The organism is Pseudomonas sp. GW821-FHT03E01 (assembly GCF_059420765.1).
In genome coordinates this window covers 185,884-210,790 of sequence record NZ_JBWKUI010000002.1, presented here as the reverse complement: position 1 = coordinate 210,790, position 24,907 = coordinate 185,884, and the positions used below count along the sequence as shown (strand labels likewise).

Below are 24,907 nucleotides of genomic sequence, written 5' to 3'. Positions count from 1 at the left end.
CTGTCATCGAATGCCCGGTTGCGTGCATCATGGCCTTCACCCGATAAAGTCGAGATCCTCCATGCGCCTACGCTCATCCCTTGCCTTGCTCACTACCCTGCTGGCCAACAGCGCTTTCGCCAGCCCGGCACCTGCCGCCCTCGCCCCACTGCTTGGCACCATAGAGGAGCGCCTGGCGATTGCCGATCAAGTCGCGTTGAGCAAATGGGACAGCGGTAAACCCGTCGAGGACCGTCAGCGCGAGCGTGAGGTGATTGCCGGCGCCGTTGCCCTGGCACCTGCTTATAAATTGAGCAACGAAGCCGTCGAACAGTTCTTCTCGGCGCAGATCGAGGCCAACAAACTGGTGCAATACGCGCATTTGTCTGACTGGCATGCGCAAGGCAAGGCACCCGACGATCCTCGCCCCGACCTCGTCGGGCAGATCCGCCCGCAACTTGATCAGTTACAAAAACGCCTGCTGCAACAACTGGCCGATTTCAGCCCTTATCGCAACGACCCGCAGTGCCCGTCCTGGCTGGCCAAGGCCAATAAAACCGGCACCCAAGTATCTCTGCGCGAGCTCGCCAAGGTACGCGCCAGCGCTGAGTTGTGCAGCGCCAGCCGCTGAGCCGGCCTGCCGACATGCGCTGATGTGCTCTATGCTCAGCGCTTAGTCGCCACGAACGGAACAGGGCCGGACACTTGCCCAACGGCCAATGGAAGCCTGCAATGCGCTCATTGTTGTTATGCCTGCTCGTACTGATCGCCCTGCCCGCCGCTGCGCAGATCTATAAGTACACCGACGCCAATGGCAACACCGCCTACAGCAATCAGCCGCCCGACGGCGTCAAAGCCCGGCCGGTCGAATTGCCACCGCTCAACAGCGTCGAGCGTCAGTCGCCCAGCGAACCCGTAGCACCGCCGCAAGCCAGTAGCCGTGACCAACCGCACAGCGCCTATCAGGTGCTGGAGCTGAGCGGCCTGCCCACCGAAGAAGCCTTGCGCGCCAACAACGGCACGTTCACCGTCAGCGTATTGATCAATCCACGCCTGCAAGGCACTCATCGATTGAGGCTGTTACTGGACGGTCAACCCTACGGCCAGCCGAGCAACGTGCCGACTCTGCAACTGGTGAACATCGACCGTGGCGAACATAACCTTGCGGTTCAGGTGATCGACGGGCAAAACGTCGTGCAACAGAGCCCCACCGTGACGCTCACCGTGCAACGGGTGCATAAACCTTGAGGGCCTGGCTGTTGATCGCGTGCCTGGTCAGCCTGCCGGCGATGGCCGAGGTCTTCACATATATCGACGCTCAGGGTAATCGGGTCTTCACCGATCAGCCGGGCGCCCGCAACGCCAAACGTGTGCCGTTGGCGACAAGCAATCGAATGTCAGCCAACCCGAGTGGCGCAGCGCCCATGACCGCTGCGAAAACAAACCCGGCCAAACCACTGTTTCATTACGACATGCTTCGGGTGCTGGTGCCGGAACCGGATGCCACGATCCGTAGCAGTGCCGGTGAGTTGATCGTCAGCGTTACCAGCGAACCCGGCCTGCAACAGGGTCATCGTTACCGTTTGCTGCTGGACGGCCAGCCCACCGCCGAGCCCGGCCCCAGCCCGGTGTTCGCCCTGAGCAATATCGACCGCGGCAGTCACAACCTGTCGGTGGAAATCCTCGACGAACAGGGCCGCACCGTCGAACGCACGGCCAATCAACCGTTCCATATGCTGCGCATTTCCCTGGCGCAGAAACGCCAGGTCAAACCCTGCACCCTCACCGACTACGGCCAACGGCCGGAATGCCCCCTTAAAGACAAGCCTGAAGAAGAAAAAAGCGCCTTCTTGCCCTTCTTCTAACCTCGTTCAGGTTTGCGCACTATATTGGTGCAAACATCTGCACCATACCCACATCTCAGCCCATTTTGGTTCGAAAGTACTCGAAAAAACTGGCAGAACGCCATGCAAACGAGCGTAAAACGCCCGTTTCAGGCTCTAAACGCTTCTTTTCGGAGCCTTGGTTTGGTTTTTGCATTTTCCTCATACCGGCGCGTTATTCATGCGCATGCCCTGCTCCAAAAGAGGGAGTAGGGCGTGCTCACCGTAAATGGCGATCGCGCAAAGCCCCACGAGACGCAAGACTAGGCATGAGGAGAGAAGTTTGGTTGCTCCAAATGAACGACGAATAACGACGGATTGCGTCTCGTGGGGCTTTGCCCTTCGGGTTGGCGCTGTGATCGCGCCATGCTGCGTTGTAGGACTTGAAAAGGGAACGCCATTCTCTGCGTCCTACGCCTTGCCTGGCGCGATCACAGCGCCAACGCGATTCGCCATTTACGGTGAGCACGCCCTACTATGACCATTAGCGACGCACTACACCGCTTGCTACTCGACAATCTGACCACCGCCACCATCCTGCTCGACGCCGAACTGCGCCTCGAGTACATGAACCCGGCGGCGGAAATGCTCCTGGCCATCAGCGGCCAGCGTAGCCATGGGCAGTTCATCAGTGAGTTGTTCACCGAGTCCACCGAAGCGCTGAACTCCCTGCGCCAGGCAGTTGAGCAGGCACACCCGTTCACCAAGCGCGAAGCGATGCTCACCGCCCTCACCGGCCAGACCTTGACCGTCGACTACGCCGTGACGCCAATCCTGAGCAATGGCGACACGATGCTGCTGCTGGAGGTTCATCCTCGCGACCGCCTCCTGCGGATCACCAAGGAAGAGGCGCAACTGTCGAAGCAGGAAACCAGCAAAATGCTGGTGCGTGGCCTCGCCCACGAGATCAAGAACCCTCTCGGCGGCATTCGTGGCGCGGCTCAGTTGCTCGCCCGTGAGTTGCCGGAAGAAAGCCTGCGCGATTACACCAACGTCATCATTGAAGAGGCCGATCGCCTGCGCAATCTGGTGGATCGCATGCTCGGCTCCAACAAGCTACCGTCGCTGGCCATGTGCAACGTCCACGAAGTGCTGGAGCGTGTGTGTCAGTTGGTGGAGGCCGAAAGTCAGGGCTGCATCACTTTGGTGCGCGACTACGACCCAAGCATTCCGGATGTCTTGATTGATCGCGAACAGATGATTCAAGCCGTGCTGAACATCGTGCGCAACGCGATGCAGGCCATCAGCAGCCAGAACGAGCTGCGCCTTGGCCGCATCAGCTTGCGTACCCGCGCCATGCGCCAGTTCACCATCGGCCACGTGCGCCATCGCCTGGTGACCAAGATCGAGATCATCGACAACGGCCCGGGGATCCCCGCCGAGCTGCAGGAAACCATCTTCTTCCCCATGGTCAGCGGCCGCCCGGACGGTACCGGGCTGGGCCTGGCCATTACCCAGAACATCATCAGCCAGCACCAGGGCTTGATCGAATGTGACAGCCATCCAGGCCACACCACGTTCTCGATCTTTCTGCCACTGGAACAAGGAGCCACATCGACATGAGCCGTAGTGAAACCGTGTGGATCGTCGATGACGACCGTTCTATCCGTTGGGTCCTGGAAAAAGCCTTGCAACAGGAAGGCATGACCACCCAAAGCTTCGACAGCGCCGATGGCGTGATGAGCCGCCTGGCGCGCCAGCAGCCGGACGTGATCATCTCCGACATTCGCATGCCGGGTGCCAGCGGCCTGGACCTTCTGGCGCGGATTCGCGAACAACACCCACGGCTGCCAGTCATCATCATGACTGCCCACTCCGACCTGGACAGCGCTGTCGCGTCCTATCAGGGCGGCGCGTTCGAATACTTGCCCAAGCCGTTCGATGTCGACGAAGCCGTGTCGCTGGTCAAGCGCGCCAATCAACACGCACAGGAACAGCAAGGCCTGGAAGTCGTCCCGACGCTGACCCGCACCCCGGAAATCATCGGCGAAGCGCCGGCGATGCAGGAAGTGTTTCGCGCCATCGGGCGCTTGAGTCACTCCAACATCACCGTGCTGATCAACGGCGAATCCGGCACCGGTAAAGAGCTGGTGGCCCACGCCCTGCACCGTCACAGCCCACGGGCGGCCTCGCCGTTCATTGCGCTGAACATGGCGGCGATCCCCAAGGATCTGATGGAGTCCGAACTGTTCGGCCACGAAAAAGGCGCGTTCACCGGCGCAGCCAACCTGCGTCGCGGGCGCTTCGAACAGGCCGACGGCGGCACGCTGTTCCTCGATGAAATCGGCGACATGCCGGCGGACACCCAGACTCGTTTGCTGCGGGTACTGGCGGACGGCGAGTTTTACCGCGTCGGCGGTCATGTGCCGGTGAAGGTCGATGTACGCATCATCGCCGCGACTCACCAGAATCTGGAAACCCTGGTGCATGCCGGAAAATTCCGTGAGGACTTGTTCCACCGCCTCAACGTAATCCGCATCCACATTCCACGGCTGTCGGACCGTCGCGAAGACATCCCGACCCTGGCCAAGCACTTCCTCAGCCGCGCCGCGCAAGAACTGGCGGTGGAACCGAAACTGCTGAAAAGCGAAACCGAGGAATACCTGAAAAACCTGCCATGGCCAGGCAACGTGCGTCAGCTGGAGAACACCTGCCGCTGGATCACCGTAATGGCTTCAGGTCGCGAAGTGCACATCAGCGACCTGCCGCCGGAGCTGCTGAGCCTGCCGCAGGATTCAGCACCGGTAACCAATTGGGAGCAGGCGCTGAGCCAGTGGGCCGACCAGGCTTTGGCACGTGGCCAATCGAGCCTGCTCGACAGCGCCGTACCGGCCTTCGAGCGGATCATGATCGAAGCCGCCCTCAAACACACCGCCGGCCGCCGCCGCGACGCCGCCGTGCTGCTGGGCTGGGGGCGTAATACCTTGACGCGCAAGATCAAGGAATTGGGGATGAAGGTAGACGGTGGGGATGATGATGAGGGGGATGAGGGTTAACTAGCCGCCAGCTCCTCACTGAGCTCCGGATCCAATCGCGGGCAATCCCGCTCCCACAGGAATTTCGATGGTTTCACTGTCGCGTGAACACCATTGAACCTTGTGGGAGCGGGATTGCCCGCGATGCTTTTGGGGCCACCGTGCACCGCGGCAATGCACCGTGAACCGCAATTGCGCACAGCAACCCGTCCCAAATCCCGCGTTCATCTGCAGGAAAAACCATACCGCAAAAACACAAAAGCCCCGGAATACGGGGCTTTCAGCGCTACTCAGCGATTTTTCATTCCAGCATATTAAAAACTGGCACGTCCCCTGCAATAGTCCAATCAGTGGTTCGATTCACTACCCAGTTTCGGGGACCTTGGTACAGGCAGGCCGGGGATTCCCCTCTTTATACCGGGCTCATACCGCAACAGCGACGAGCCCACCCGTTTTGGGGACCTTGGTACAGGCAGGCCGGGGATTCCCTCTTTACACCGGGCTCACGATACAAAGCGCGAGCCCTCCCGTTTCGGGAACCTTGGTACAGGCAGGCCGGGGATTCCCTCTTTACACCGGGCTCACGATGCAATGCGCGAGCCCTCCCGTTTTGGGAACCTTGGTACAGGCAGGCCGGGGATTCCCTCTTTTATTGCTCTCGGAGATGGATCTCCAGCCGCCAGCGGTCATCGACCTTGCTACCGGCCCAGTCGCCCTGCAGGGGCCGGGCCGCCACCACCGTCAGCAACAATCCCCCATCACTCAATCGCGTTCGCCAGTTCACGTCCTTGCCGTTGAGCTTGAGCTGACCTTTCTGTGCACGGCCTTCAGCCTCGAACAACAGCGCGACACTGCCGTCGACCAACTCGCCGTGGGTTTTGGGCTCGTTGTTGAACCACACCACCAGTCCATCATTGGTCACCTCGACCTGCTGCAAAACGCTGGGGTCGGGCGCAGTCAGACGACCGATCATCAGGCCCACCATCACCCCGACAATCGCCAGTGAACCCATCACCCGCAGGAATAGTTTCGAACGGGGATCGGCTTGCGGCGTAGAATGCTGCTCATCTTTACCTTCGGAGCCGTGCATGTTTCACGTCATCCTTTTCCAACCAGAAATTCCGCCGAATACCGGCAACGTTATCAGGCTGTGCGCCAACAGTGGCTGCCACCTGCATTTGATCGAACCGCTGGGCTTCGAGATGGACGACAAGCGCCTGCGCCGGGCGGGCCTCGATTACCATGAGTATGCCACCCTGCAACGCCACGCAGACCTCGCCAGCTGTCTGGAAAGCCTCGGCCACCCTCGGCTGTTCGCCTTTACCACCAAGGGTTCGCGACCGTTCCATGATGCCAGCTTCGCCGAGGGCGATGCCTTCCTGTTCGGCCCGGAAAGCCGCGGCTTGCCAGCCGAAGTGCTCGACGCCCTGCCCGGCGAACAACGCCTGCGCCTGCCCATGCGCGAAGGCTGCCGCAGCCTTAACCTGTCCAACACCGTGGCCATCGCGGTGTACGAGGCCTGGCGTCAGCTCGGGTTCAAGTAACCTCACGATCCGACTACGGGTTTCGTTTGCTCCATGAAAAAAGCGCCTTTGAAGGCGCTTTTTTCATGGAGCAAACAAAGCTTCTTTTTACTGGACGGTCGGAGTCTCGCCAGCCGCCTGCATGCGTTGCAGCTCTTGTGCGTACAGCGCGTCGAAGTTCACCGGGGCCAGCATCAGGGCCGGGAACGAACCGCGGGTCACCAGGCTGTCCAGGGTTTCGCGAGCGTACGGGAACAGGATGTTCGGGCAGAACGCGCCCAGGGTGTGGCTCATCGAAGCCGCGTCCAGGTTCTTGATCAGGAAGATCCCGGCTTGTTGCACTTCAGCGATGAACGCCACTTCTTCACCGTTTTTCACGGTGACCGACAGGGTCAGCACGACTTCGTGGAAGTCGCCTTCCAGTGCCTTCTGACGGGTGTTCAGATCCAGACCGACGCTCGGTTCCCACTGCTGGCGGAAGATTGCCGGGCTTTTCGGGGCTTCGAAGGACAAGTCACGTACGTAGATGCGCTGCAAGGAGAATTGCGGTGCGTTTTCTTCTTCGCTAGCTGCAGTGTTCTGTTGGTCAGTCATCTCAGATCCTTTCTGATCTCGGGTCTTATAGGGTTAGCTATTTCTAAGTAACGCAGTCAGGCCTTGAGCATGGCGTCGAGCTTGCCGGCGCGCTCCAGGGCAAACAAATCATCACAGCCGCCAACGTGGGTGTTGCCGATCCAGATCTGCGGCACGGACGTTCGCCCGGCCTTCTGAGCCATCGCGGCACGCACCTGCGGCTTGCCATCGACCTTGATCTCTTCGAAGGCCACGCCTTTGTTCTCGAGCAGGTACTTGGCTCGCGAGCAATAAGGGCAGTAATCGCTGGAATAGACGACGACGTTGTTCATATCACTTCACCAGCGGCAGATTATCGGCTTTCCAGCTGGAAATACCGCCAGACAGCTTGGCAGCGGTGAAACCGGCTTTCACCAGTTCACGGGCATGAGTACCGGCGGTCTGGCCCATGGCGTCGACCAGGATAATGGTCTTGGCCTTGTGCTTTTCCAGTTCGCCGACGCGAGTGGCCAGTTTGTCCTGAGGAATATTCAACGCGCCAACGATGTGACCGGCGGCGAAATCCTTGGTCGGACGAATGTCGACCACCACGCCTGCGTCCTTGTTGACCAGCCCGGTCAGTTCACCGGTGCTCAGGCTGCGGCCACCGCCTTGCATCTGATAGGCCAATAGCAGGGCCGCCAGTACAACGAAGATACCCACGAGAATGTAGTGGTTGGTGGCGAATTGAATCAGGTGATCAACCATCGAAGGAGGTTCCAGGGCGTTAAAATGTCGGCCAGTATACACAGCCACTATGGTGGGCCAAACCCCGTCCGGCGGTGACGTGGCCGGAACTTCGCTTTAAACTGCCACTCCCTTTTCCATCGCCCTCTTTTAATTCAGCCACGAGTGGAATCCATGACTACCACGCCTAAACCTTTGGTCCTGATTATTCTCGACGGCTTCGGTCACAGTGAGAGCCCTGAATCCAACGCCATCTATGCGGCGAAGAAGCCCGTACTGGACCGTCTGTGGGCCACCGTGCCGAACGGCCTGATCTCGGGCAGCGGCATGGACGTCGGCTTGCCGGACGGCCAGATGGGCAACTCCGAAGTCGGCCACATGAACCTCGGCGCCGGCCGGGTGGTGTATCAGGACTTCACTCGCGTGACCAAAGCGATCCGCGACGGCGAGTTCTTCGAGAACCCGACCATCTGCGCCGCGGTGGATAAAGCCGTCGCTGCCAGCAAAGCCGTGCACTTCATGGGTCTGCTGTCCGATGGCGGCGTTCACAGCCACCAGGACCACCTGATCGCCATGGCTGAGCTGGCCTTCAAGCGCGGCGCCGAAAAAATCTACCTGCACGCCTTCCTCGACGGCCGCGACACGCCGCCGAAAAGCGCCCAGTCGTCGATCGAATTGCTGGATGCAACCTTCGAAGCCCTCGGCAAAGGCCGGATCGCCAGCATCATTGGCCGTTATTACGCCATGGACCGTGACAACCGTTGGGATCGCGTGTCCCAGGCCTACAACCTGATCGTCGATGGCGCCAGCGAATTCAATGCCGCCACCGCCCAGGAAGGCCTGCAGGCCGCGTACGAACGTGGCGAGAGCGACGAATTCGTCAAAGCCACCAGCATCGGTGAGCCGGTGAAGGTCGAAGATGGCGACGCCGTGGTCTTCATGAACTTCCGCGCCGACCGTGCCCGCGAACTGACCCGCGTGTTCGTCGAAGACGATTTCAAGGAATTCGAACGTGCTCGCCAGCCAAAACTGGCCGGTTTCGTCATGCTGACCCAATACGCCGCCAGCATCCCCGCGCCGTCGGCTTTCGCTGCGGGTAGCCTGGAAAACGTACTGGGCGATTACCTGGCGAAAAACGGCAAGACACAGCTGCGCATCGCCGAAACCGAGAAGTATGCCCACGTGACCTTCTTCTTCTCCGGCGGCCGCGAAGAACCGTTCCCGGGCGAAGAACGCATCCTGATCCCGTCGCCGAAAGTCGCCACCTATGACTTGCAGCCCGAGATGAGTGCCCCGGAAGTCACCGACCGCATCGTCGATGCCATTGAAAACCAGCGTTTCGACGTGATCGTGGTCAACTACGCCAACGGCGACATGGTCGGCCACAGCGGTGTATTCGAGGCGGCGGTGAAAGCTGTGGAATGCCTGGACACCTGCGTCGGCCGTATCGTCACGGCGCTGGAAAAAGTCGGCGGCGAAGCCCTGATTACCGCCGACCATGGCAATGTCGAGCAAATGTCCGACGCCTCCACCGGCCAGGCCCACACCGCCCACACCACCGAGCCGGTGCCGTTCATCTATGTCGGCAAGCGTGACTTGAAGGTTCGCGAAGGCGGCGTGCTGGCCGACGTGGCGCCGACCATGCTGAAGTTGCTGGGGCTTGAGAAGCCTGTGGAAATGACCGGGACTTCGATTCTGGTGTAATCCGCTTCTTCAAAAATACCGCCAAACCCTGTGGGAGCGGGCTTGCCCGCGATAGCGATCTGACAGCCAACCGCTATGTTGAATGTCAGGACGTCATCGCGGGCAAGCCCGCTCCCACATTGGTTTTCAGTGTTTTTCACTCCAGTTATCACACAGTCCCAATTGGGCGTTTTTTTTGCAGCGTGGGGCGGGCATACTAGGCCGTCCCTTTCCCTGGTGTCGCCCGCCTCTATGCTTCGCGTCCTGATAGCCCTCGCTCTGACATGCCTGCTCCAACCGGCCTTTGCCGACGAGCGCACGCAAACCCAACAACAGTTGGACGCCACGCGTCAGGACATTGCCGAACTGAAAAAGCTGCTGGGCAAGCTGCAGGAAGAAAAATCCGGGGTGCAGAAAGACCTCAAAGGCACCGAAACCGAGATGGGCAAGCTCGAGAAGCAGGTCGATGCGCTGCAAAAAGAGCTGAAGAAAAGCGAATCCGAGCTCCAGCGACTCGATGCCGAGAAAAAAAAACTCCAGAGCGCGCGCATTGACCAGCAACGACTGATCGCCATCCAGGCCCGCGCGGCCTATCAGAATGGCCGCCAGGAGTACCTGAAACTGCTGCTCAACCAGCAGAACCCGGAAAAATTCGCCCGCACCCTCACCTATTACGACTACCTGAGCCAGGCCCGCCTGGAGCAGCTGAAGAATTTCAACGAAACCCTGCGCCAACTGGCCAATGTCGAAAAAGACATCTCGATGCAGCAAGCGCAATTGCTGGTGCAGAAAAGCAGCCTCGACAGCCAGCGCGACGAACTCGACAAGGTCCGCAAGGAGCGCCAGCAAGTCCTGGCCAAGCTCAACGACGACGTGAAAGCTCGAGACCAGAAACTGGCCGCCCGCGAGCAGGATCAGGCAGACCTGTCTAAAGTCCTTAAAACCATTGAAGAAACCCTGGCCCGCCAGGCCCGTGAGGCAGAAGAAGCGCGGCAAAAAGCGCTGATCGCCCAGCAGGAAGCCGAAAAAAAGCGGTTACGTGAGGCTCAGGCAGCAGCAGACGCCACCGATGCCCCACGCAAACCCGTCAAATCGACGCCCGGCGCCCTGGTTTCAAGTTCAGGCGAGACCTTTGGCGGCCCCTTTGCTTCCACCCGCGGCAAACTTCCATGGCCGGTTGATGGTCGACTGCTGGCGCGCTTCGGTGAAACCCGTGGCGACGATGCCCGAACCAAATGGGACGGCGTGATGATCAGCGCCTCCGCCGGCAGCCAGGTGCATGCCGTGCACGGCGGTCGCGTGGTGTTTGCCGACTGGCTGCGTGGGGCCGGGCTGCTGGTGATTCTCGACCACGGCAATGGTTTTTTGAGTCTTTACGGTCACAACCAGACGCTGCTCAAGTCTGCGGGTGACGTGGTAAAAGCCGGTGAATCCATCTCCACTGTCGGTAACAGTGGCGGGCAGGACACACCAGCACTGTATTTCGCTATTCGTCAGCAGGGTCACCCGAGTGACCCGGCGCAATGGTGCCGCGCGCAAGGATAGGCGTTGAGTCACCTACATTAGGAGTTCGTTCGACATGCTGCATTTGTCCCGCCTTACCTCGCTGGCCCTGACGATCGCCCTGGTGATCGGCGCGCCTCTGGCGTTTGCCGCTCAACCGGCCCCGGCGGTCGCGCCTGCCGGCACTGCTGCGACCACCAAGGCGCCATTGCCGCTGGACGAGTTGCGCACCTTTGCCGAAGTCATGGACCGGATCAAGGCAGCCTATGTAGAACCGGTAGACGACAAGACCCTGCTGGAAAACGCCATCAAAGGCATGCTCAGCAACCTCGACCCGCACTCCGCCTACCTGGGCCCGGAAGACTTCGCTGAATTGCAGGAAAGCACCAGCGGCGAATTCGGCGGCCTGGGCATCGAAGTCGGCGCGGAAGACGGTTTCATCAAAGTGGTTTCGCCTATCGATGACACCCCGGCCTCCAAGGCTGGCATCCAGGCCGGCGACTTCATCGTCAAGATCAACGGCCAGCCGACTCGCGGCCAAAGCATGACCGAAGCCGTGGACAAGATGCGCGGCAAGATCGGCCAGAAGATCACCCTGACCCTGGTCCGCGACGGCGGCACTCCGTTCGACGTGACCCTCGTCCGCGCCACCATCCAGGTGAAAAGCGTCAAGAGCCAGCTGCTGGAATCCGGCTACGGCTACATCCGCATCACCCAGTTCCAGGTCAAGACCGGCGAAGAGGTCTCCAAGGCCTTGGCCAAGCTGCGCAAGGACAACGGCAAGAAGCTCAGCGGCATCGTCCTCGACCTGCGTAACAACCCGGGCGGCGTGCTGCAATCGGCGGTGGAAGTGGTCGACCACTTCATCACCAAGGGCCTGATCGTCTACACCAAGGGCCGCATCGCCAACTCTGAACTGCGCTTCTCCGCCACCGGCAAGGACGAAAGCGAAGCCGTGCCAATGGTCGTGCTGATCAACGGCGGCAGCGCCTCGGCCTCGGAAATTGTCGCCGGCGCCCTGCAGGATCAGAAACGTGCGGTGGTCATGGGCACCACCAGTTTCGGCAAAGGCTCGGTCCAGACCGTGTTGCCGCTGAACAACGATCGCGCACTGAAAATCACCACGGCGCTGTATTACACGCCGAACGGCCGCTCGATTCAGGCTCAGGGCATCGTCCCGGACATCGAAGTGCGCAAGGCCAAGATCACCAACGAGCAGGACGGCGATTACTTCAAGGAAGCCGATCTGCAAGGTCACTTGGGCAATGGCAACGGCGGCGCCGACAAACCGAGCGGTTCGGGCGGCAAAGCCAAGGCCATGCCGCAGGATGACGATTACCAGTTGGCCCAGGCCCTGAGCCTGCTCAAAGGGCTGAGCATCACCCGCGGCCACTGAGATGCGCCTGCGGTTACTACTCGGTCTGCTGTGCAGTCTGGCGGGAGTTGCTCACGCAGCACCTGCCACGACAGCGACCACACCTCACAAGGCTTATCTGAGCCTGATCATCGATGACCTGGGGCAGAACCTGCCCCGGGATCGCCGCGTGCTGGCCCTGCCCGGCCCGGTCACCACGGCAATCATGCCCGATACACCCCACGCCACCGAATTCGCCCGCGAAGCCCATCGCGCCGGCAAGACTGTCATTCTGCATATGCCCATGGACCCGGCCACCGGACCATTCGCCTGGCATCCCGAGTTGCCCATCGAAGAACTTGAAAAGCGCCTGAACGCCGCATTCAACATGGTGCCCTATACCGCCGGCATCAATAACCACATGGGTAGCCGCATGACCGCTCAGCAACCGGCCATGGCCTGGCTGATGGCGGACTTGCAGCGTCGGCACAAATTCTTCGTCGACAGCCGCACCAGTGCGCAAACCGTGGCCGCCGCCGAGGCGCAGAAGATTGGCTTGGCAAGTGTTTCGCGGGACGTGTTTCTGGATGACGAGCCCACCGAAACGGCGATCTTCACGCAGCTACAGACGGCGATCAGCCTGGCGCGCAAGCAGGGTTCGGCGGTGATGATCGGGCATCCGTATCCGCAGACTCTGGCGGTGCTGGAGCGTGAGTTGCCCAAGCTCAAGGCACAGGGAATTGACTGGATCGACATCAAATTGATGATCAGCGTGCGCGGCAATCGTGCGACGGCTGCTCATGGCAAGGATGGCGTCTACCGCTGACTTGCCGCACCTCCCACAGTATTTTGCGTAAGCTACGAGGTTCGGTGTTGGGATTTAGAGATACCGCGCCATGATGTCGTCCACCACGCCTTCCTTGCGCAACTGATCCAGCGCGGCTTGCAGCTTGGCGACAGTCTCATCCGGCACGTCCTTGTTCAGCGCCAGGTACAGCTCGGCGCTGTTGAAGCGCAGTACGGTCTTGAGCCCGGTTACCCCGTCCAGCCGCGCCAGGTAACGTCCCGCCGGATCACCCGTAGCCCACAGATCGATCTGACCGTTAGCCAGCTTCTTCGCATTGTCCTGGTCGCGCAGCACCACAATCGGCTTCAGCCCTTGCTTGGCCAAAGTCTCGGCAATCGCATCGCCTTTGTAGGCACCAATTGTGTACTTACGCGCCTCATCCAGCGATTCCAGGGTGATCTTGCTATCAGCCTTGGCCAGCATGATCCAGTCGTCCGGGCCTATAGGGCCGACCCACTTGAAGAGATTCTCGCGGTCCGGCAGCCGCGCCATTACGAACACGCCATAACCGGGCTTTTCCAGAGCGAGTTTGTAGATTCGCTCCCAAGGGAAACGCAGCGTCAGGCTGTAGGGGATGTCAGCGCGCTTGAACATCTCGCGGACGATGTCCACGGCGATGCCATTGATGTTCTCGTCCTGGGCGAAGTTCTTGCCGTTCTTCGCCATGTTGTACGGGGGGAAGTTTTCCGTCAGCAATACCAGGCCGGTGTCGGGACCTTCTTCGGCGCGAGCCCCGTTGATGAGCAACAGAGAAGCGCTGGCGAGGACAAGAAGAAGACGTTTAAGCATGTCGGGCTACCGAAATCCATGGCGTGCCCAAGAGTGCCTTGAGCCCGCCATGCTGTCTACTGGCCTTTTGATAACGGCCTTATATGCATCATTAAAATAATGGGTATCACAGTCACTGTGGTAGATAGTTACCACCCTCCATCCAGCCTCACCTGATTAATTGCAAATACCCGGCCACAGGCCGTTTCTTCAATTAATCAGAGGCACCCTTCAATGAATTCGATCCCCATACTTCTTGCCAGTGCATTGTGCTCACTGTGTACACCCAGTTTTGCGAACAACAGCGATTATGGCGAAGGCCTGCAGAACCTGACCCCTTCCAAAACCCTTGAAAATACCGACGGCTCCCGCGACCACTGGCAAGGTATCGGGCGCCTGGAGATCAATCACGGGAGCTGTACCGCGGCCCTTCTGGATACACGCGATGAAATAGAGTTGCCGGAAACGCCCGCTTACGTACTTACTGCGGGACACTGCATTGAATTGACCAATGGCAACATCGTGACCGACAGCCCGGTCATCGGCACCATCACATTCAATTATTTCACCGAAACCTCCAAGTTCAAGGCCTATCCGCTGAAGACGACGATATGGCGGAGCATGCAAGGCGTTGATATGGCCATAGTTGAATTGGATGTCAGCCTTCAAAAGCTCATTGCGGATGGCATACAACCGTTGAAACTGGCGAGTGAGACACCAACGAATGGCACCGATGTCTTGATCGTGGGGGCGCCAACAGGTTTCGACCAAATCACATTGCGCATGGCGGCTTGTACTTTGCAGCCCACCCAGGACCTTGTTGAAGGTCCATGGGTGTGGCGGAACACCTTTATGACTCGCTGCAAGGACATTCGAGGCGGCAGCTCCGGAAGCCCCGTGCTGGATCGCTATTCAAACGAGATCGTAGGGGTAGTGGGAACAGGAAATTTCGAGGTTGATGTTGTCCCATGCCGCGATCATGCGCCCTGCACGCGCGTTGGAAATGACTATGTGGCGGTACACGAAAATGTGTATGGCAACCCCACGGCGCTTCTCAATGGGTGTTTCTCACAAGGCCGTATCGCTCCAAATCCGCCATCGTCCTGCCAACTCTACCCGGCTTTTACCGTTGACGATGGCGCAGCCGAGCTGGACAGATACAAGAGAGTTAAACAGCTCAATAATGGTTCCATAATCATCCCGACCTGGAACTATCGATTTTCGATCAGTACTCCCTTCTACCGTCATAAAACCGTTTCCTCCGCAATGAAATGCGAGGAAACCGAAAATTACAGCGATCCAATAAGCTCAACAGATGCACAAATCAATTCTGAGATAGGTACGAAACCTGGATTCTATTTTCTATGCATTTTAGGTCTGGAATCAGCTGAACAGCACGCCTCAAGAGGCCTCTTGAAAAACGCGTTGTCTTTACCCGTAGAGATATTGGATAACACACCAACCGCGCAGGCCAACTTGTCCTTTGAAAGCAACGTGTTTGTAACACTGGCGAAAGCAGAAGAGCCGTATCGGACCTACTCCATCAAGTTTGGTCCTGTAGAAACAACGGACTGTCATCAACCCGAAAAATACATTGAAGACATGACAATGGACTTCTTTATTCCGAGCGAGAAACTTCCGGGAAAGCTTTGCGTCATTGCCTACGACAAATCGGGACAGGCGTCCGAACCGAGGATCGACTTACTGAGCCCGGTAACTGGAACTCATAAGGCTGCGTCATCCAACGCTCAAGTTGCCCCATAACATCGGCCCGGAGCGTTTTCTCCGGGCCGCGAGCCTTCATCGCATCACGATTCCGCGATGGGCCATGTAGGCCTTGGCTTCCTGAACGGTGTATTCGCCGAAGTGGAAAATACTCGCCGCCAATACCGCACTGGCGTGGCCTTCAAGAATACCGTCGGCCAAATGCTGCAAGTTGCCGACACCACCGGAGGCGATCACCGGAATCCCCAGCGCATCACTGATAGCGCGGGTGACACCCAGATCGAAGCCGTTTTTCATGCCGTCCTGGTCCATGCTGGTCAGCAGGATTTCGCCGGCACCGAGACCTTCCATTTTCTTCGCCCACTCAACGGCGTCGAGGCCGGTTGGCTTGCGACCACCGTGGGTGAAGATTTCCCAGCGCGGGGGTTCGCCCGGACCGGAAACTTTCTTGGCGTCGATCGCGACGACAATGCACTGCGAGCCGAAATGCTGCGCCGCTTCGCCGACGAATTCCGGGTTGAACACTGCAGCGGTGTTGATCGAGACCTTGTCCGCACCGGCGTTCAGCAGATTGCGAATGTCCTGCACGGTACGCACGCCGCCGCCCACGGTCAGCGGGATGAACACCTGGCTGGCCATGCGCTCGACGGTGTGCAGCGTGGTGTCGCGGCCGTCGACGCTGGCAGTGATGTCGAGAAAGGTAATCTCGTCGGCACCCTGCTCGTCGTAGCGACGGGCGATTTCCACCGGGTCGCCGGCGTCGCGAATGTTCTCGAACTTGACGCCCTTGACCACCCGGCCGTTATCCACGTCCAGGCAAGGGATGATGCGTTTGGCCAGCGCCATGGTGAGTCCTCAGCCTTTGTACGAATCGCAGAAAGCTTGCGCTTCAGCGACATCGAGGGTGCCTTCGTAGATCGCCCGGCCGGTGATGGCGCCGATGATGCCTGGTGCCTTGGCGTCGAGCAGCGACTTGATGTCACCCAGATTGTGGATACCGCCGGATGCAATGACCGGGATCTTCGTCGCCGCAGCCAGAGCAGCGGTGTAAGAGACGTTGCAGCCCTGCATCATGCCGTCTTTGGCGATGTCGGTATAAACGATCGCGGACACGCCGTCGGCTTCGAATTGCCTGGCCAGGTCGATGACCTGCACGGTGCTGATTTCAGCCCAGCCGTCGGTGGCGACAAAACCGTCTTTGGCATCGAGGCCGACAATCACCTTGCCCGGGAACGCGCGGCAGGCTTCGGCGACGAAGGCCGGATCTTTCACGGCCTTGGTGCCGATGATCACGTAGCTCACACCCGCTTTCACGTAGTGTTCGATGGTTTCCAGGGAACGGATACCGCCGCCGATCTGAATCGGCAGGTTCGGGTAGCGCTTGGCGATGGCGGTGACCACTTCGCCGTTGACCGGCTGGCCTTCGAACGCACCGTTCAGGTCGACCAGATGCAGACGACGGCAACCGCCCTCCACCCACTTGGCAGCCATGCTCACCGGGTCATCGGAGAACACTGTGGAATCTTCCATGCGGCCCTGGCGCAGACGAACACAGGCACCGTCTTTGAGATCGATAGCGGGAATAATCAGCATCTGGCAAACCTTCAAATTCGAGTGTTCAGCTTCGCTCGGAAATCAGTTTTTCTCGAGCGCCCACAGGTCGCTTTCGATGCTTTCGAACCTCTCTTTGAGGTGCGTCTGCACATCGAAAATCGCCCTGTTGTAATAGTGCGGAGCAATTTCGCGGGTAAACAGCTCAAGGATTTCAGCCGCTTCGAACGAACCCAGGTCCAGTTCGAAGCGGTCCTCCATGAAGCGCTTGATCTTGTGATTGGCCTCGCTCTCCTGCTCGGGAGTAAGGGTCAGGATCGGCGGCTTCTTCTTGGCAGCCATTTACCAGCGGCCATCCCACGCGGCGAAGTTCTGCAGCAATTGCAGGCCATGGGTGTGGCTCTTCTCCGGGTGGAACTGCACGGCGAAACGCGAGCCATCGGCCAGCGCGGCGGCGAAATCGACCCCGTAATGACCGCTACCGACCACCTGCCGCGCATTGCCGGCAGCGATGTAGTAGCTGTGCACGAAGTAGAAGCGCGCCAGGTCCGGAACGTTGTGCCACAGCGGGTGAATCACCGTCTGCTTCACTTCGTTCCAGCCCATGTGCGGCACTTTCAAATGTTCGCCGTCTTCGTGCAGATCCTTGCCGAAGAACTTCACCTGGCCTGGAAACAGACCGATGCAGTCGACGCCATCGTTCTCTTCGCTGCTGTCGAGCAAGGCTTGCATGCCCACGCAAATGCCAAGGAACGGACGGTCCTGGCTGACTTCACGCACCAGCGAATCGAAGCCCAGGCGACGGATCTCCGCCATGCAATCGCGAATCGCGCCGACGCCGGGGAATACCACCCGGTCGGCTTCGCGAATCACGTCGGCATCGCTGGTGATCAAGACCTTGCCGGCGCCGACATGCTCGAGGGCCTTGGCCACCGAGTGCAGGTTGCCCATGCCGTAATCGATAACCGCGACCGTCTGCATTACAGAACGCCTTTGGTCGAAGGCATTTGCCCGGCCATGCGGTCATCCAGCTCCACGGCCATGCGCAGCGCGCGGCCGAAAGCCTTGAACACGGTCTCGATCTGGTGGTGGGTGTTGTGCCCACGCAGATTGTCGATGTGCAGGGTGACGTTGGCGTGGTTGACAAAGCCCTGGAAAAACTCCTGGAACAGGTCAACGTCGAAGCCGCCGACAGTAGCGCGGGTATACGGAACATGCATCTGCAGGCCAGGACGGCCGGAGAAGTCGATCACCACACGCGACAACGCTTCATCGAGTGGCACGTAGGCGTGGCCGTAGCGACGGATGCCTTTCTTGTCGCCGATGGCTTTGGTGAAGGCCTGACCCAGGGTGATACCGACGTCTTCCACTGTGTGGTGGTCGTCGATATGCAGGTCGCCCTTGCTGACAATATCCAGGTCGATCAGCCCATGACGGGCGATCTGGTCCAGCATGTGCTCAAGAAAAGGCACACCGATATCAAATCGGGCCTTTCCGGTGCCATCCAGGTTGATCGAGGCTTTGATCTGGGTTTCCAGAGTGTCGCGCTCGACAGACGCCATACGTTCGGCCATCACCAGCTCCGCAAAAAATCATTGGGGCGAAAAAGGCAGCCATTATAGGGTCGCGGGCGCTAAACAGAAACACGAGAGGTGATATCACTGACGGAGTGAACCCCGTGCTGTCGGGGATAGACATGTCCGTACAAGCATCTCAGGACCACTGATCGCTCACACGCAAAGCGTGTGAGCGATCAGCTACAGGGGTGATGCGTCTACTTAGTGGAAGAGGACAGCCGTTTTCTGCAGCGTCACCCAAACACCCCACGCCAACGGAATCCCTACCACCAGCCACGCAGCCACCGCCAACGGTTTGGTGCCCGCATCCGCTTTCCACTCCAGCACGGTGCTGGCGTCAGCACCCTTGTCGTGGCCCAGCGCCTGTTCGGCGGCCAGTTCGGCGTCGGTCATGAAGTACTTGTCCGCCACCGGACGCACCAGCAGGTTGCAGATGAAACCCAGCACCAGCAGGCCCGCGAGGATGTACAAGGTGATGTCGTACGCCGCGGCACGTTCAACACCGATGCTCAGCTGATATTCACGCAGGTAGTTCACCAACACCGGCCCCAACACACCCGCCGCCGCCCAGGCTGTCAGCAGACGACCGTGGATCGCGCCGACCATTTGCGTACCGAACAAGTCCGCCAGATAGGCAGGAACAGTCGCAAAACCACCGCCGTACATCGACAGGATGATGCAGAACGCCGCCACGAACAGCGCAACGCTGCCCAGGTGACCGAGGTTCGGGATCAGCGCGTACAGGGCGAAACCCAGGGCGAAGAACACAAAATAGGTGTTTTTGCGACCCAGGTAGTCCGAGAACGAAGCCCAGAAAAACCGGCCACCGATGTTGAACAGGCTCAACAGACCGGTGAAACCGGCAGCAATGGCGGCGATCGAGGCCAGTTGCGAAGCGTCCAGTTGACCGAACGTCAGGTCGTTGCCAAGCAATTTACCGGCGAACACTTCCTGCAACAGCGGCGAAGCCATGCCGAGGATGCCGATACCCGCCGACACGTTCAGGCACAGCACCAGCCATACCAGACGGAATTGCGGGGTTTTCCACGCCACATTCACGTGGACGTGCCGGTGAGTGATCATCGCGTTCGAAGCTTTTTTCGCCGGAGCCGTCCAGCCTTCAGGCTTCCAGCCTGTTGGTGGAACGCGGTAGGACAGTGCGCCACCGATCATGAACACGAAGTAGATCGCGGCCATCACCAGGAAGCTCTGCCATACACCGACGCTGGTTGGCGAAGCAAAGTGGCCCATCAGGGCCGCAGCCAGTGGAGCGCCGACCATCGCGCCGCCACCGAACCCCATGATTGCCATGCCGGTCGCCATGCCGCGTTTGTCCGGGAACCACTTGATCAGGGTCGAGACCGGCGAGATGTAGCCCAGCCCCAGGCCGATACCGCCAATAACCCCGGAACCGATCCACATCAGCCAAATCTGGTGGGTATAGACCCCCAGCGCCGAAATCAGCAGACCGCCACACCAGCACAGTGCCGATACAACGCCCGCCTTGCGAGGACCGGCGTGTTCGAGCCAGCCGCCCCAGATCGCTGCCGAGCAACCCAGGAAGATGAAGAACAGGGTGTAGATCCAGCCGAGCATCGAGATCGGCCAGTCGCATTGCGACGAAAAGACCTGAGCGATGAAGCTCATGTCCGGCGCGCAAGCCACGGCTTTGGTGACGCCCAGGGCCTTGGACAGTGGCAGCCAGAACACCGAAAAGCCGTAGGCCATACCGATGCAGAGGTGGATGGCCAGAGCGGCCGGTGGTACAAGCCAACGGTTAAAACCGGGCTTGGCGATGATGCGTTCCTTGGACAGGAACGCGGGCCGGTCGGCAAAGCCGTCCGCCGTAATGCTCGTAGTCATGGTGTTTCCCCCAATTATTAGTAGGGTTCGCCAGCCGCTCCTCACCCCCAGCCTTTATGCACGCAGACATGACTGTTTTTAGGTGAAGCTTCATTTTGGTGCGACATCACGTCGCAGAAGGACGGACGAACGGGCAGAGGTTACCATTTGCACGTGACAGAAAAACCAAACTGATATCACGTTTTGTATGTCATCCGATCTCGTACCACTGGATGAACATTGTTTTCACGGGGAATGGCTCCGTTTAACTTCACAGGAATTTCCATGCCGATCATTGTCGAGCTGCTGAACCAGGTCACTTATCAGGATCAGCAAGATCTGCAGAAGATCTACCGCGATGCCCCGAGCTGGCTGTTTGCGCCGTTTACAGGGGATGCTGAGCTGATCGAAAGCTGCTTGCGGGACGGCTCGCTGGTCGCCGGACGCTTCAACGATCGGTTGCTGGGCGCAGCACGTCTGCAACGGCACCATGACACCTGGCATTTGTCCCATTTATGCGTACGAAAAATCACCCGCCGCCGTGGTGTTGCCGAGCGCCTGGTAAGCGAAGCGCAGAAAATGGCGGTGCAATCGGGCGCGACATTGCACCTGCTGGCGCCCGCCGGGCACCTAGAAGCCCAGGCGCTGGCGGCTAAGCTGAAAGTGCCGCTGGATGTGCTCCCGACATGATCGCTGACCGGGCGGCCACTTCGGGGCGCTATACTCCCCGGCTAAATTTCGAATTCGACTAATACAAGGACTCGCCCATGAAAGCGTTCGGCAAAATCCTGGGTCTGGTACTTCTCGGGCTGTTGCTGATCATTGTGGCGCTGGGCTTTGCCCTGACCCACCTCTTCGATCCCAACGACTATAAAGACGAGATTCGCCAGATTGCCCGCGACAAGGCCCACATCGAGCTGACGCTCAATGGCGATATCGGCTGGAGCCTGTTCCCCTGGCTGGGCCTGGAATTACACGAAGCCAGTGTGGCGACCCTGGCCAAGCCCACCGAGCCGTTTGCCGACCTGCAGATGCTCGGTCTGTCGGTCCGCGTGATTCCGCTGCTGCGCCGCGAAGTGCAGATGAGCGATGTGCGCGTCGAAGGCCTGAACCTGCGCCTGAACCGTGACAAGGACGGCCATGGCAACTGGGAAGACATCGGCAAGGTGCCGGCACCTGCGGCTGCGACGACCTCGACCACAACGCCCGCCACCACCGGCGAACCCGCACCAACGACCACCGCCCAGGCCGAAAAACCGGCTCAGCCGGTCCGCCTGGACATCGACAGCCTGACCGTCAACAACGCCCGCGTTGAGTACAGCGACGAAAAAACCGGCAAGCAGTTCAGCGCCGAAAGCATCCAGCTGAGTACTGGCCCGGTCCATGACTCGACCAACATCCCGGTCAAACTCACGGCGTTCCTGGGCACCAACCAACCAGTTCTGCGGGTGCGGACCGAGCTGGCTGGCGAGCTGCGCTTCGAGCGGGCGCTGCAACGCTACAAGTTCGAAGACATGAAACTCTCCGGCGAAGTCGCTGGCGATCCGCTGCAAGGCAAGACCATGACCTTCGCCGCTCAAGGTCAGTTGCTGCTGGACAAAGCCGCCAACGTCGCCGAATGGACTGGCATCAAGATCTCCGCCAACCAGTTGCGCGCCTTGGGTGAACTGAAAGCCAACGACCTCGACAAGACCCCGCAAATCAGCGGCGGCCTGTCGATTGCCCAATTCGACCTGGCGAAATTCGTCGACAGCATCGGCCAGAAACTCCCGGCGATGGCCGAAGGTAGCCTGAGCAAAGTTGAACTGGTCAGCCAGGTTGCCGGCACGCCGACCAGCCTGTCGCTCGATAACATCAACCTGAAACTTGACGACAGCAACTTCAGCGGCCGCATCGCCATCGAAGACTTCGCCAAGCAATCGCTGCGGGCAACCCTCAAGGCTGACACCTTCAACGTCGACCGTTACCTGCCGCCGAAATCCGCCGAAGCCAACAGCGCAACTCAGGTACGCAAGGCCGAAGTGGCCAGCACCGAGGCCGATGCCCTGGCCGGCCCTGGCAGCACACCGCTGCCGCCATCACCGACCAAAGGCCCGTGGAGCAGCGACCGCTTGTTCCCGGTGGAGCGCCTGAGCAAACTCGACGTGGACGCCGACCTGACCTTCGGCCAACTGACCCTCGACAAACTGCCGATCCAGAACGCGGTGCTCAAGGCCAACGGCCAGGGCGGCCTGCTGACCCTGGAGAACCTGCGCGGCGATCTGTACGACGGTAACTTCGAAGCCAAGGGCACCCTGGATGTTCGCCAGCAAGTGCCAGCGCTGAACATACAGACGCGCATCAACAACGTGCCGGTGGAGAAAATCCTCGAGGGCCAGGGGAAAAATCCACCGGTCAAAGGCCAGGTCACGCTCAACAGCACCCTGACCGGCAGTGGCAATAGCGAGAGCGCGCTGATCGACAGTCTCAACGGCAACGCCAGCTTCGTCATCAACAACGGCATGCTGCTCAATGCCAACCTTGAGCAACAACTGTGCAAAGGCATCGCCACCCTGAATCGCAAAACCCTCAGTGGCGAACCACGGGGCAAGGACACGCCCTTCGAGGAGCTCAAGGGCAACCTGACTTTGCGCAACGGCGTGGCCAATAACCCGGACCTGAAAGTGCGCGTCCCAGGCATGACCGTGAACGGTAACGGCGACATCGACCTGCGGGTGCTGGGCATGGATTACCGCCTGGGCATCATCGTCGAAGGCGACAAGAGCGACATGCCGGACCCGGCCTGTCAGGTCGGCGAGAAATACGTCGGCATCGAATGGCCGCTGCGCTGCCGTGGCCCGCTGGAGCTGGGCGCCAAGGCTTGCCGCCTCGACAGCGAACGCATGAGCCAGGTCGCCAGCAAACTGGCCGGCGAGCGCATCAGCGAAAAAATTGACGAGAAGCTTGGCGATAAAGTCAGCCCGGAACTGAAAAACGCGCTCAAGGGGCTGTTCAAGCGATGAGAGCCGAGCAGTTTTCAACGGCCGTGCTGGATTGGTACGACCGCCATGGCCGCCACGATTTGCCTTGGCAACAGGGCATCACCCCTTATCGGGTGTGGGTCTCGGAAATCATGTTGCAGCAGACCCAGGTCAGCACGGTGCTGAACTACTTCGACCGGTTCATGGCCTCGCTGCCAACCGTCGAAGCCTTGGCCGCAGCACCGGAAGACGAGGTACTGCACCTGTGGACCGGCCTCGGTTACTACACTCGCGCGCGCAACCTGCAAAAGACCGCGACGATTGTGGTCGCCGAATATGGCGGCGAGTTTCCCCGTGATGTGGAAAAACTCACCGAGCTGCCGGGTATCGGCCTGTCCACCGCCGGGGCGATTGCCAGCCTGAGCATGGGTATCCGCGCGCCGATCCTCGACGGCAACGTCAAACGGGTGCTGGCGCGCTTTACTGCGCAAGAGGGTTATCCGGGCGAGCCGAAGGTCGCCAAACAGCTGTGGGCGAACGCTGAGCGCTTCACGCCGCATGATCGGGTCAACGCCTACACCCAGGCGATGATGGATCTGGGCGCCACGCTCTGCACCCGCAGCAAGCCGAGCTGCCTGCTCTGCCCACTGAAAAAGGGCTGCGAAGCACACATGCTCGGCCTGGAAACCCGCTACCCGATCCCCAAGCCACGCAAAGCGGTGCCACAGAAGCGCACGCTGATGCCGATGCTCGCCAACGGCGACGGTGCGATTCTGCTTTACCGACGCCCTTCCACGGGCCTGTGGGGCGGTCTCTGGAGCCTGCCGGAACTCGATGACCTCGACGACCTGCAACATCTGGCTTCGCAGCACTCGCTGGAACTGGGCAGCCAGCAGGCACTGCCGAGCCTGGTGCACACCTTCAGCCACTTTCAATTATCCATCGAACCCTGGCTGGTGCAGGTCCAGGAGGCCGGCCATCACGTGGCCGAGGCCGACTGGCTCTGGTATAACCTCGCCACCCCGCCGCGCCTGGGCCTTGCCGCCCCGGTCAAAACCTTGCTCGAGCGCGCGGCCGCCGTATTGAACGCAGGAGAGTCGTCATGACCCGCACCATCATGTGCCGCAAGTACAAAGAAGAACTGCCCGCCCTGGAGCGCGCTCCATTCCCGGGTGCAAAAGGTCAGGACATTTTTGACCACGTCTCGGCCAAGGCCTGGGCCGACTGGCAGAAACACCAGACCCTGCTGATCAACGAAAAACGCCTGAACATGATGAACGCCGAAGACCGCAAATACCTTCAGGGTGAGATGGACAAATACTTTTCCGGCGAGGAATACGCCAAGGCTGAAGGCTACGTTCCACCTGCTCAATAATTGATCAAAATTCGGGGTCGGCACGTAAGCGACGGTAATAATTAAATATTTTTTGAAAACTTG

Annotated in this window: 26 protein-coding genes; 15 read left to right on the top strand and 11 right to left on the bottom strand. The window is 59.7% G+C overall.

The window, feature by feature from the left end:
• Positions 1-61 precede the first annotated feature (61 nt).
• From AC07VO_RS03980 to ntrC, 5 genes are all read left to right on the top strand, one after another.
• Positions 62-610 carry a chorismate mutase gene (locus tag AC07VO_RS03980; RefSeq protein ID WP_086944135.1) on the top strand — a complete coding sequence of 183 codons (549 nt, stop codon included), beginning with the start codon at positions 62-64 and terminating at the stop codon, positions 608-610.
• A 101-nt stretch (positions 611-711) separates the two neighbouring features.
• Positions 712-1,227 (top strand): DUF4124 domain-containing protein, encoded by a 516-nt coding sequence (locus AC07VO_RS03975; protein ID WP_018929199.1) that lies wholly within the window; start codon positions 712-714, stop codon positions 1,225-1,227.
• Positions 1,224-1,844, top strand: a complete 621-nt coding sequence (locus AC07VO_RS03970) for a DUF4124 domain-containing protein (RefSeq protein ID WP_019020933.1) — start codon at positions 1,224-1,226, stop codon at positions 1,842-1,844. Before AC07VO_RS03975 ends, AC07VO_RS03970 begins: the two co-directional genes overlap by 4 nt.
• 495 nt (positions 1,845-2,339) lie before the next feature.
• Complete coding sequence (gene glnL / locus AC07VO_RS03965; protein WP_018929201.1) at positions 2,340-3,425, top strand: nitrogen regulation protein NR(II); 1,086 nt, start codon at positions 2,340-2,342, stop codon at positions 3,423-3,425.
• Positions 3,422-4,858, top strand: a complete 1,437-nt coding sequence (gene ntrC, locus AC07VO_RS03960) for a nitrogen regulation protein NR(I) (protein WP_495007481.1) — start codon at positions 3,422-3,424, stop codon at positions 4,856-4,858. Before glnL ends, ntrC begins: the two co-directional genes overlap by 4 nt.
• Before the next feature lie 628 nt (positions 4,859-5,486).
• On the opposite strand, the gene AC07VO_RS03955 is transcribed toward ntrC, so the two are convergent.
• Positions 5,487-5,927 carry a hypothetical protein gene (locus tag AC07VO_RS03955; protein ID WP_018929203.1) on the bottom strand — a complete coding sequence of 147 codons (441 nt, stop codon included), beginning with the start codon at positions 5,925-5,927 and terminating at the stop codon, positions 5,487-5,489.
• On the opposite strand from AC07VO_RS03955, the gene trmL reads away from it, so the two are divergent.
• A complete protein-coding gene (gene trmL, locus AC07VO_RS03950; protein WP_007939438.1) occupies positions 5,926-6,381 on the top strand; it encodes a tRNA (uridine(34)/cytosine(34)/5-carboxymethylaminomethyluridine(34)-2'-O)-methyltransferase TrmL in 456 nt (151 codons plus the stop codon). The genes AC07VO_RS03955 and trmL overlap by 2 nt on opposite strands.
• An 87-nt stretch (positions 6,382-6,468) precedes the next feature.
• Here trmL and secB read toward each other — a convergent pair whose 3' ends face one another.
• The 3 genes from secB to AC07VO_RS03935 are packed head-to-tail and all read right to left on the bottom strand — an operon-like array spanning position 6,469 to position 7,680.
• Complete coding sequence (gene secB / locus AC07VO_RS03945; protein ID WP_007939439.1) at positions 6,469-6,954, bottom strand: protein-export chaperone SecB; 486 nt, start codon at positions 6,952-6,954, stop codon at positions 6,469-6,471.
• Positions 6,955-7,010: 56 nt separating this feature from the next.
• Positions 7,011-7,265: a glutaredoxin 3 gene (gene grxC, locus AC07VO_RS03940; protein ID WP_018929204.1), complete on the bottom strand. Its 255-nt coding sequence runs from the start codon at positions 7,263-7,265 to the stop codon at positions 7,011-7,013.
• 1 nt (position 7,266) lies between these two features.
• A complete protein-coding gene (locus AC07VO_RS03935) occupies positions 7,267-7,680 on the bottom strand; it encodes a rhodanese-like domain-containing protein (RefSeq protein ID WP_064615884.1) in 414 nt (137 codons plus the stop codon).
• Between the two features lie 153 nt (positions 7,681-7,833).
• Here AC07VO_RS03935 and gpmI point away from each other — a divergent pair, with 153 nt between their 5' ends.
• The 4 genes from gpmI (at position 7,834) to AC07VO_RS03915 (ending at position 13,025) form a co-directional block, all read left to right on the top strand.
• Complete coding sequence (gene gpmI, locus AC07VO_RS03930) at positions 7,834-9,363, top strand: 2,3-bisphosphoglycerate-independent phosphoglycerate mutase (RefSeq protein ID WP_192350755.1); 1,530 nt, start codon at positions 7,834-7,836, stop codon at positions 9,361-9,363.
• A gap of 231 nt (positions 9,364-9,594) precedes the next feature.
• Entirely contained in the window at positions 9,595-10,887 is a 1,293-nt protein-coding gene (locus tag AC07VO_RS03925; RefSeq protein WP_018929207.1) for a murein hydrolase activator EnvC family protein, read from the top strand.
• Between the two features lie 34 nt (positions 10,888-10,921).
• A complete protein-coding gene (locus tag AC07VO_RS03920) occupies positions 10,922-12,241 on the top strand; it encodes a S41 family peptidase (protein ID WP_086944138.1) in 1,320 nt (439 codons plus the stop codon).
• A 1-nt stretch (position 12,242) separates the two neighbouring features.
• On the top strand, positions 12,243-13,025 hold the full coding sequence (locus AC07VO_RS03915) for a divergent polysaccharide deacetylase family protein (protein WP_018929209.1): 783 nt from the start codon (positions 12,243-12,245) through the stop codon (positions 13,023-13,025).
• A gap of 54 nt (positions 13,026-13,079) precedes the next feature.
• Here AC07VO_RS03915 and AC07VO_RS03910 read toward each other — a convergent pair whose 3' ends face one another.
• Positions 13,080-13,835, bottom strand: coding sequence for a substrate-binding periplasmic protein (locus tag AC07VO_RS03910; RefSeq protein ID WP_018929210.1), 756 nt, complete (start codon positions 13,833-13,835; stop codon positions 13,080-13,082).
• Between the two features lie 213 nt (positions 13,836-14,048).
• On the opposite strand from AC07VO_RS03910, the gene AC07VO_RS03905 reads away from it, so the two are divergent.
• The gene (locus AC07VO_RS03905) at positions 14,049-15,578 is read left to right on the top strand and encodes a trypsin-like serine peptidase (RefSeq protein ID WP_086944139.1); all 1,530 of its coding nucleotides are present in this window, start codon (positions 14,049-14,051) and stop codon (positions 15,576-15,578) included.
• A 36-nt stretch (positions 15,579-15,614) separates the two neighbouring features.
• On the opposite strand, the gene hisF is transcribed toward AC07VO_RS03905, so the two are convergent.
• From hisF to AC07VO_RS03875, 6 genes are all read right to left on the bottom strand, one after another.
• Positions 15,615-16,385, bottom strand: a complete 771-nt coding sequence (hisF, locus tag AC07VO_RS03900; protein ID WP_018929212.1) for an imidazole glycerol phosphate synthase subunit HisF — start codon at positions 16,383-16,385, stop codon at positions 15,615-15,617.
• Between the two features lie 9 nt (positions 16,386-16,394).
• On the bottom strand, positions 16,395-17,132 hold the full coding sequence (gene hisA, locus AC07VO_RS03895; protein WP_007939449.1) for a 1-(5-phosphoribosyl)-5-[(5-phosphoribosylamino)methylideneamino]imidazole-4-carboxamide isomerase: 738 nt from the start codon (positions 17,130-17,132) through the stop codon (positions 16,395-16,397).
• Positions 17,133-17,174: 42 nt separating this feature from the next.
• Positions 17,175-17,432, bottom strand: a complete 258-nt coding sequence (locus tag AC07VO_RS03890) for a DUF2164 domain-containing protein (protein ID WP_018929213.1) — start codon at positions 17,430-17,432, stop codon at positions 17,175-17,177.
• Positions 17,433-18,071, bottom strand: a complete 639-nt coding sequence (gene hisH, locus AC07VO_RS03885) for an imidazole glycerol phosphate synthase subunit HisH (protein ID WP_086944140.1) — start codon at positions 18,069-18,071, stop codon at positions 17,433-17,435.
• Positions 18,071-18,664, bottom strand: a complete 594-nt coding sequence (gene hisB, locus AC07VO_RS03880; protein ID WP_007939452.1) for an imidazoleglycerol-phosphate dehydratase HisB — start codon at positions 18,662-18,664, stop codon at positions 18,071-18,073. The genes hisH and hisB overlap by 1 nt, the downstream gene beginning before the upstream one ends.
• Positions 18,665-18,868: 204 nt before the next feature.
• Positions 18,869-20,530 carry an OFA family MFS transporter gene (locus tag AC07VO_RS03875; RefSeq protein WP_018929215.1) on the bottom strand — a complete coding sequence of 554 codons (1,662 nt, stop codon included), beginning with the start codon at positions 20,528-20,530 and terminating at the stop codon, positions 18,869-18,871.
• A gap of 264 nt (positions 20,531-20,794) precedes the next feature.
• On the opposite strand from AC07VO_RS03875, the gene AC07VO_RS03870 reads away from it, so the two are divergent.
• The 4 genes from AC07VO_RS03870 (at position 20,795) to AC07VO_RS03855 (ending at position 24,844) form a co-directional block, all read left to right on the top strand.
• Complete coding sequence (locus AC07VO_RS03870) at positions 20,795-21,199, top strand: acetyl-CoA sensor PanZ family protein (RefSeq protein ID WP_018929216.1); 405 nt, start codon at positions 20,795-20,797, stop codon at positions 21,197-21,199.
• A gap of 77 nt (positions 21,200-21,276) precedes the next feature.
• Positions 21,277-23,511: an AsmA family protein gene (locus AC07VO_RS03865; protein ID WP_086944141.1), complete on the top strand. Its 2,235-nt coding sequence runs from the start codon at positions 21,277-21,279 to the stop codon at positions 23,509-23,511.
• Positions 23,508-24,575 carry an A/G-specific adenine glycosylase gene (gene mutY, locus AC07VO_RS03860; RefSeq protein WP_086944142.1) on the top strand — a complete coding sequence of 356 codons (1,068 nt, stop codon included), beginning with the start codon at positions 23,508-23,510 and terminating at the stop codon, positions 24,573-24,575. The genes AC07VO_RS03865 and mutY overlap by 4 nt, the downstream gene beginning before the upstream one ends.
• On the top strand, positions 24,572-24,844 hold the full coding sequence (locus AC07VO_RS03855) for an oxidative damage protection protein (RefSeq protein ID WP_018929219.1): 273 nt from the start codon (positions 24,572-24,574) through the stop codon (positions 24,842-24,844). The genes mutY and AC07VO_RS03855 overlap by 4 nt, the downstream gene beginning before the upstream one ends.
• Positions 24,845-24,907: the final 63 nt, after the last annotated feature.

Bases quoted from the DNA above. Each gene is read 5' to 3' on its own strand.
- grxC (WP_018929204.1), bottom strand. From the start codon at position 7,265: ATGAACAACGTCGTCGTCTATTCCAGCGATTACTGCCCTTATTGCTCG.
- AC07VO_RS03935 (WP_064615884.1), bottom strand. From the start codon at position 7,680: ATGGTTGATCACCTGATTCAATTCGCCACCAACCACTACATTCTCGTG.
- AC07VO_RS03855 (WP_018929219.1), top strand. From the start codon at position 24,572: ATGACCCGCACCATCATGTGCCGCAAGTACAAAGAAGAACTGCCCGCC.
- secB (WP_007939439.1), bottom strand. From the start codon at position 6,954: ATGACTGACCAACAGAACACTGCAGCTAGCGAAGAAGAAAACGCACCG.
- hisH (WP_086944140.1), bottom strand. From the start codon at position 18,071: ATGCAGACGGTCGCGGTTATCGATTACGGCATGGGCAACCTGCACTCG.
- AC07VO_RS03870 (WP_018929216.1), top strand. From the start codon at position 20,795: ATGCCGATCATTGTCGAGCTGCTGAACCAGGTCACTTATCAGGATCAG.
- trmL (WP_007939438.1), top strand. From the start codon at position 5,926: ATGTTTCACGTCATCCTTTTCCAACCAGAAATTCCGCCGAATACCGGC.
- glnL (WP_018929201.1), top strand. From the start codon at position 2,340: ATGACCATTAGCGACGCACTACACCGCTTGCTACTCGACAATCTGACC.
- hisF (WP_018929212.1), bottom strand. From the start codon at position 16,385: ATGGCGCTGGCCAAACGCATCATCCCTTGCCTGGACGTGGATAACGGC.
- AC07VO_RS03975 (WP_018929199.1), top strand. From the start codon at position 712: ATGCGCTCATTGTTGTTATGCCTGCTCGTACTGATCGCCCTGCCCGCC.
- AC07VO_RS03955 (WP_018929203.1), bottom strand. From the start codon at position 5,927: ATGCACGGCTCCGAAGGTAAAGATGAGCAGCATTCTACGCCGCAAGCC.
- AC07VO_RS03915 (WP_018929209.1), top strand. From the start codon at position 12,243: ATGCGCCTGCGGTTACTACTCGGTCTGCTGTGCAGTCTGGCGGGAGTT.
- AC07VO_RS03980 (WP_086944135.1), top strand. From the start codon at position 62: ATGCGCCTACGCTCATCCCTTGCCTTGCTCACTACCCTGCTGGCCAAC.
- gpmI (WP_192350755.1), top strand. From the start codon at position 7,834: ATGACTACCACGCCTAAACCTTTGGTCCTGATTATTCTCGACGGCTTC.
- AC07VO_RS03905 (WP_086944139.1), top strand. From the start codon at position 14,049: ATGAATTCGATCCCCATACTTCTTGCCAGTGCATTGTGCTCACTGTGT.
- hisB (WP_007939452.1), bottom strand. From the start codon at position 18,664: ATGGCCGAACGTATGGCGTCTGTCGAGCGCGACACTCTGGAAACCCAG.
- AC07VO_RS03875 (WP_018929215.1), bottom strand. From the start codon at position 20,530: ATGACTACGAGCATTACGGCGGACGGCTTTGCCGACCGGCCCGCGTTC.
- AC07VO_RS03920 (WP_086944138.1), top strand. From the start codon at position 10,922: ATGCTGCATTTGTCCCGCCTTACCTCGCTGGCCCTGACGATCGCCCTG.
- AC07VO_RS03910 (WP_018929210.1), bottom strand. From the start codon at position 13,835: ATGCTTAAACGTCTTCTTCTTGTCCTCGCCAGCGCTTCTCTGTTGCTC.
- AC07VO_RS03925 (WP_018929207.1), top strand. From the start codon at position 9,595: ATGCTTCGCGTCCTGATAGCCCTCGCTCTGACATGCCTGCTCCAACCG.
- ntrC (WP_495007481.1), top strand. From the start codon at position 3,422: ATGAGCCGTAGTGAAACCGTGTGGATCGTCGATGACGACCGTTCTATC.
- hisA (WP_007939449.1), bottom strand. From the start codon at position 17,132: ATGCTGATTATTCCCGCTATCGATCTCAAAGACGGTGCCTGTGTTCGT.
- AC07VO_RS03890 (WP_018929213.1), bottom strand. From the start codon at position 17,432: ATGGCTGCCAAGAAGAAGCCGCCGATCCTGACCCTTACTCCCGAGCAG.
- mutY (WP_086944142.1), top strand. From the start codon at position 23,508: ATGAGAGCCGAGCAGTTTTCAACGGCCGTGCTGGATTGGTACGACCGC.
- AC07VO_RS03865 (WP_086944141.1), top strand. From the start codon at position 21,277: ATGAAAGCGTTCGGCAAAATCCTGGGTCTGGTACTTCTCGGGCTGTTG.